Annotated in this window: 5 protein-coding genes; all 5 read left to right on the top strand. The window is 45.7% G+C overall.

Annotation, left to right across the window (positions count from 1 at the left end):
- A partial coding sequence (locus tag IPP74_15250; protein MBL0320630.1) for a glycosyltransferase family 1 protein occupies positions 1–782 on the top strand: 782 nt, incomplete at its 5' end.
- Entirely contained in the window at positions 779–2,080 is a 1,302-nt protein-coding gene (locus tag IPP74_15245) for a radical SAM protein (GenBank protein MBL0320629.1), read from the top strand. The genes IPP74_15250 and IPP74_15245, both read left to right, overlap by 4 nt.
- Positions 2,064–2,963 (top strand): hypothetical protein, encoded by a 900-nt coding sequence (locus IPP74_15240; protein MBL0320628.1) that lies wholly within the window; start codon positions 2,064–2,066, stop codon positions 2,961–2,963. Before IPP74_15245 ends, IPP74_15240 begins: the two co-directional genes overlap by 17 nt.
- Before the next feature lie 250 nt (positions 2,964–3,213).
- Positions 3,214–4,089 carry a hypothetical protein gene (locus IPP74_15235; GenBank protein MBL0320627.1) on the top strand — a complete coding sequence of 292 codons (876 nt, stop codon included), beginning with the start codon at positions 3,214–3,216 and terminating at the stop codon, positions 4,087–4,089.
- Positions 4,038–4,860 (top strand): class I SAM-dependent methyltransferase (locus IPP74_15230; GenBank protein ID MBL0320626.1); only part of this gene is annotated, 823 nt, incomplete at its 3' end. The genes IPP74_15235 and IPP74_15230, both read left to right, overlap by 52 nt.

The following is a 4,860-nucleotide window of genomic DNA, read 5'->3' as shown; positions in this document are numbered from 1 at the left end:
TGCATCTGGTCGCGCAAAGCAGCTTCGATGAAACCGTCTACGACGCAGTGATTCATTTCAATCCATTTTATGCCCCACACAAAAATTCCAAAAATATTCTATACCTTCAGAACGCCTTTCCACCGGAACAATATGAGGGTGGAACCATCGGCGTTTTCAATAGGGCTCGTGCAAATTTTGACGGGTATATGTTCACCAGCGACACACTAATGAAGGCATGCGCCGATGGCGCTGTCGTGCCGTTCGCCACCGATCCAGAGATGTTTTACCCACAACCGGATGATCGTTATCGGCATACAGTCAGCATCGTAGGGAATGATATCCGGGGGCCGGTAGTCAACGAACGTTATTTCAGTCCCGCCCTTCCATTTGGACTTGCAATCTATAGCAAGACCGGTTGGGCAGGAAGACTTGGCGAAGCGTGGCGCGGCGGCCTGCCGCAGGAGGATTTGCCACGGTTGTATTCAAGCTCTATCGTCAATCTTAACGCCCATATTAGCGATCATCTGACCTGGCAAACCATCAATCTCCGGATTTTTGATGTTCTTGCCTGCGGCGGTTTTATCCTCTCAGATGATATGCCCGCCCTGCGTGAGGTTTTCGGTGATGCCATTTGTTATACCGACGGTTACGAAGAAGAATGGGCAAAACTGGTTTGTTATATTTCAGACACTCAAAAACGGCAGGCCTGTGCCGAAGCAGGACGAAAGATCGTTTTGAGCGGCCATACCTATGCTCATCGCGCGGCAGTCATTATGCAGTATTTGAAGGAGACTCTTTGATGGATGTACTCTTCGTAAATGCCCCTAACGTACGTTGGACGCATGGTCATATCCGCTTCGGTTGTCGTTCCGGATCCCGTTGGCCCTGGACTTCTGTTGACAACCCGACAGATTACGCCCCGTTCCCCTTTTTTATGGCACACGCGACATCTTATCTTAAATCAAAGGGTGTAAATGCCGGTCTATATGATGCTGTTGTCCGCAGAGAGTTCGACTATGGACCTGCAATTGAATATATTATCGGAAGAAAACCTACTATCGTTGTAATCGAGACATCAACACCGACAATTGACATCGATCTTATTATGGCGCGACGATGTGCTCTCTTTTCGGAAGTAGCGCTATCGGGGCCGCATGCCACCATCTTCGCCGAGGAGTTAAGCAAACTCTCATATATTTCTTATGTTCTGAAGGGAGAATATGAGCTGTCATCATACGATATGTGGTCAAGCAGGCGCAAAGGTGTTTATGAGTGCTGCCCGGTAGAAGATATTGATACAGCCCCATATCCTTATCGCGACCCAGAAGTAATCAACAACTACTGGGACCCCTCCCCAATACCTATTCCACGCCCGCAACTTCAGGTTTATGCCAGCAGGGGATGCCCTTATCAATGCACCTACTGCATGTGGCCAAGTGTAATGTACGCTAAAACTTTTCGCCCTCGAAATCCATTAAGCGTCGCCGCTGAAATAAAATTTTGCCTAGAACGATTCAACAGTAAAAGCATTTTTTTTGATGATGACACTTTCAACATTGGCACAGAACGAATTTCGTCACTTTGCGATGAACTTCAAGTTATTGGCCTTCCCTGGACGATGATGGGTAGGCTTGATACCTCTCCGAAATGGCTGTTCGATAAAATGGTCGATAGTGGTTGTGCGGGCATGCGATTCGGAGTGGAGACATTTTGTGCACATATCCAAAAGCGAATCAAGAAAATGCTGGATGTTGATAAGGCAATCAACATGCTGGAATATTTAAAGGTAAAACATCCACATCTACCGATCCATATCACTACCATGTGCAATTTGCCGGGCGAGACAAGTCAAGACAGGGATTTTAGCAACGCTATAGTGGAAAAACTGGGATTTGATAATTCAGGTCGTATCCATAACCACCAACTCTCAAGCTGTGTCCCTTTTCCCGGCACTGATCTATATAAACAATTGGACTCCATGGGGTTCGGAAAGCAACTGCTTGATTTTTATGCATATGATGGAAGTCAGTCCAATGAAAGTGAAATATCCAAAGCAATTGTTTCGCTCGGAAGGAATGCCCGTGAATATACTCATTGATGCATCTATTTTCCAATTTTCGTACGAATCAGACATAACAAAATACTGGGAAATTATTATTTCCAGACTACCAGTTATAATGCCAACAGATACTTTTTTTATCCTGTGGCGCTCAACGCAATCGTTTACAGGGACTATCGAACAAAATGTCAATATACTTGCGGCCCCACCCGCTGACTATGACGCAATAGGCTGTGATCATCAGCGACTTTCCGGGTTATGCAACCACTTGGATATTGATGTTTTTCTGGGTAGTCTTTACACTTCCCCCCCTCCTCCTGTTTCGTCCCTTCTTTTTGTCTATGACATGAATTCCGAGCTGTTTCCTACACAACAGAGGGGCGATGATCCCATAGTTCTTGCAAAGAAATATTCTATCAAGACATCCAGTCGATTTGTGGTTTTCAATCATAAGGATGCGGATAATCTTTCCGCCTTCCATGACGTAGGAATGGAACGGATTGTGGTTCTTTCATGCCCGGCTCTAACAGAAGGTCCGGAAACTGACGTGACTGCCTGGGATGCCCACCTCCACACGCTGTCCACAGAAATCGTGCATGTTTCTAGGGCTGAACGTACCCTTCAGGAGCAAAGTACCGCATGTGAGGCGCATGTAGCCCTGCTGGCCCAATCCGACCATCATCATGCGCTTAATCTTACCCAACTGAGTATTGAGATGCTCAAGAACGGGCACCATGTGAACGCACTACATGGTTTCAATCATCTTGATCTGATGCTCCAGAATGTCAGTTCGAGATCATTTGATCATGCACATGCCCTGAATGCGCCATCGGGTCCCTTAATCCCGGATCTGCATTATGTCAAGGCGTACGCATATTTCATGGATGGCAGAAACAGTGAAGCCGAATGCTCAGCACTATAGCAGTTGTAGGTATCACCCGATCACGACGGAGCTAGAAAGGTACTTGAAGCTATGGGAATTACACCGCCTGATTCAGTGGAAATAATTACTCCGAAAAGAGCGCCGAGCGAACTGGACAACATCATTGCTCCTGAGATAAAGAATGACGAACTTTATGACTACATCACACAACTGTCCCAAGAAGAAAACATATCAACAATACTCGAGATCGGATCGTCAGCCGGGGGAGGGAGCACGGAAGCATTTGTACATGGTATTCAGCAGAACCCCAACAACCCGAGACTATTTTGCATGGAAGTCTCTCCCACGCTTCGAGGCACTCCAGGAACGATATGCCGACAAGGCCTTTGTCAACTGTTGCAATACGTCTTCCGTTCCAATTTCCAGGTTCCCGTCTGTTCAAACAATAGAAAGTTTTTATCGCTCACAACAGTCCGGCCTGAATCAGTATCCTCTGACACAGGTCCTTGGCTGGCTTGATCAGGACCTTGAATATGTGCGTAGTTCGGGATGCGATGAAAGCGGTATTGCCCGTATCCGTCGAGAAAACAGCGTCGACCTGTTTGATATGGTGCTGATCGATGGATCCGAATTTACCGGCACGGCAGAACTTGATGAAGTGTATGGAGCAAAATGGCTATTGCTCGACGATATAAACACCTACAAAAACTTCGAGAACCATCAGAGGTTGAATCAAGATGATTCGTATGAACTTCTGGTTGAGAACCGGCACTTGAGAAACGGGTATTCGATATTCAGACGCAAGGAAACCGCTTCGATAAAAGTACAATATTCTCAACAACAGATTGACCAGGGATGCCGAGGATATTCCGACAGCAAACATTGGCGGTTTTTTGAAACGATTCTGAAGAACCCGGCGATTAAAAATATCTGTATATTAGGTGTCTATTTTGGAAGGGATATCGGATACCTTGCCGGAATTCTCAGAAATCTGGGACGGTACGACTGCACAATTACTGGTGTTGATAAATTTGAAGATGCATTTTGCGACGACTGGGAAGACGGTAAAGAGGGCTTACCTGGGAGGAGGCCGGGTTCGGCCCTTCACCTACCGTGGAAAAAGCACGTGCAAATATCACTCAACTCGGGTTGTCGAACTGCGTAAAGATCATTAAAGAAAAAGACGAGGTTTTTCTCAAAAACTGCACTGAAATGTTTGATTTTATCTATATCGATACATCTCACGATTATGATAGTGTAAAAAAACTAATCGCCCTAGCCGTGGGTCTTTTGAGCCCAATGGGTGTTGTAGGTGGTGATGATTTTTCTGATGAAGGTACATGGGGTGTTAAAAGTGCCGTAAATGATTCTTTCACTCAATATGATCTCCATGAAGAATGGCTATGGCTTGGTAAAGCGGAACATTTCAGAACATCTCACATGGTAACTACGAAGAATATCCCACCAGAACTACCCATTCATTTTTTTACCATCGTCCTAAACGGTATGCCGTTTATCAAGTATCATTTCGATATCCTGCAACAACTGCCATTCAAGTGGCATTGGCATATAGTAGAAGGTGTTGCAGATCTCGTACATGATACAGCTTGGTCGAAACAGCTTGGCGGGCAGATCAGCAATGAATTCCACCATCTGGGTCTAAGCATCGATGGTACGACTGATTACCTCGATCGATTGAAACAGAGATTCCCAGATCAAATAACTGTCTATCGCAAGCCAAAAGGAAGCTATTGGGACGGGAAACTGGAGATGGTAAATGCTCCGCTTTCCTCTATCAAAGAAGAGTGCCTGCTGTGGCAGATTGATGTTGATGAATATTGGACAGTTGAACAGATCGAAACTGCAAGAAGAATGTTTTCCCGGCAGCCTGAAAAAACAGCTGCGTACTACTGGTGCCATTTCTTCGTTGGTAAAG

The organism is Alphaproteobacteria bacterium, from assembly GCA_016722515.1.
Lineage (GTDB): Bacteria > Pseudomonadota > Alphaproteobacteria > Rickettsiales > JADKJE01 > JADKJE01.
The sequence above is the reverse complement of the archived record's forward strand: the minus strand, read 5'-3'. Positions and strand labels throughout refer to the sequence as shown.

Excerpts from the sequence above, each read along its gene's own strand:
- IPP74_15235 (MBL0320627.1), top strand. The coding sequence starts at position 3,214 with ATGGTATTCAGCAGAACCCCAACAACCCGAGACTATTTTGCATGGAAG.